The 1508-nt window shown below is 37.8% G+C and carries 2 protein-coding genes; both read right to left on the reverse strand.

Annotation, left to right across the window (positions count from 1 at the left end):
* Positions 1–248: 248 nt before the first annotated feature.
* A complete protein-coding gene (locus FKN05_RS16445; RefSeq protein ID WP_170888011.1) occupies positions 249–734 on the reverse strand; it encodes a hypothetical protein in 486 nt (161 codons plus the stop codon).
* A 171-nt stretch (positions 735–905) separates the two neighbouring features.
* Positions 906–1367: a GNAT family N-acetyltransferase gene (locus FKN05_RS16450; protein WP_170888013.1), complete on the reverse strand. Its 462-nt coding sequence runs from the start codon at positions 1365–1367 to the stop codon at positions 906–908.
* Positions 1368–1508: the final 141 nt, after the last annotated feature.

Consider the following 1508-nt stretch of genomic DNA (forward strand, 5'->3'; position numbering starts at 1 on the left):
ACTTTGCAAACCGCCGGGATAATACCTATCGTTGATTACTTCAAACGCGATATCTAAATCCCAGTTCTTATTAATGATCACACTTGCTTCCTATTATTCTGAAGTTTGGTAAAACAACTAACGCCGCGTTAAGGGGTGAGCAACGCAACAACCAACTCACCGCATTGCACTGAAAACTAATAAAATAAAAGCATAACGAAAATGCTACGCGTTGCGAATCCCTCTTGAACGCTTTGTTATGTAACAAGTTAACTATGACTCTTCATTATGACGTGCAACTTTATCCAGTATGTGTCGATCATTGCGCTATAGGCCTTGTGAGATTTACTCATTTGATACATTGTTCTATTTTGAACAAAATCTATACGTGCATTTCTCAGCGTTTCTAAAGTACTATTCTTGTCAAAAAAGGTTTCCTTAGGAAAATGTAAGACCAGTAAAGATTCGATTTTATTAAGGGCTAATTCAATCTGAGCTAATTCTGAAGCTGAAGAAATGCTTATATCGTTATCATTTCCATCAATATATTTCGTACCAAGTAGTTTTAACTCTGACAAAACGAAAGCAATCTCTTCAAGCTTTGTAATTTTCTTCTGCTTAACTTCACGGCAATCTGCCACCCACTTATTTATAAAAACAACAAGGATTGCAATGCAACTCGACACTATTATCGATACAGCAGTGGCTTTACTTTCGGGTGTAACAAACACCTCTGTTGACAGATATTCGAACACATCAAACTCCATATGCTGATTTGTTACATAACGCCGCGTTAAGGGGTGAGCAACGCAACTACTAACTCTCCGCATTGCACTAAAAACTAATAAAATCAACGCATAACGAAAATGCTACGCGTTGCGAATCCCTCTTTAACGCCTTGTTAGGCATTTACCAACGCATTGATATTATTGGATTATTTCCCAACATTCTAATGACTCACCATCACTATCCACAACCATGTTTTTATAGATAAATCCATTTTTGCGAACAACATGAAGTGAAGCTAAATTTTCAGAAGCGATTAAGGCAAAGACAACTTTGACTAAACCAGATTCAAAAGCAATTTGGCAAAGTTTATTAACTGCAAATGTTGCAATACCTTTACCACGAACATCAAACGCTACGTTGTAACCGATTTCCACTCGATAATCAGACGGCGGGTTCTTAAAACCACAACTGCCAATTAGCTGATCATTTAACTTTATAAAGTACGGTAAAGACCAAATTTCACAAACTGAATTACGATAATGATTAAGAGAACGATCTAAAACATGCTTTGGTGGAATCCCGTCAAGAATATACTTGAACTCAGATTGGCCATCACACAACATTTTTAGCTCATGCTCGTTTAGCTGAACGAGTTCCATAACTTCCCTATGCCTAACGCCCGCTTAAGGGGCTGACAACGCTACTACCAAGTTTCCGCATAACACCGTAATCACCAAAATCAACGCATAATAAAAATGCCACGCGTTGGAAGTCCCTCTTGAAGCGTTTGTTATGCTTTA

The sequence above is a fragment of the Vibrio sp. 1-1(7) genome, assembly GCF_013048485.1.
GTDB classification, from domain to species: Bacteria; Pseudomonadota; Gammaproteobacteria; order Enterobacterales; family Vibrionaceae; genus Vibrio; species Vibrio fujianensis.

Excerpts from the sequence above, each read along its gene's own strand:
- FKN05_RS16450 (WP_170888013.1), bottom strand. The coding sequence starts at position 1,367 with ATGGAACTCGTTCAGCTAAACGAGCATGAGCTAAAAATGTTGTGTGAT.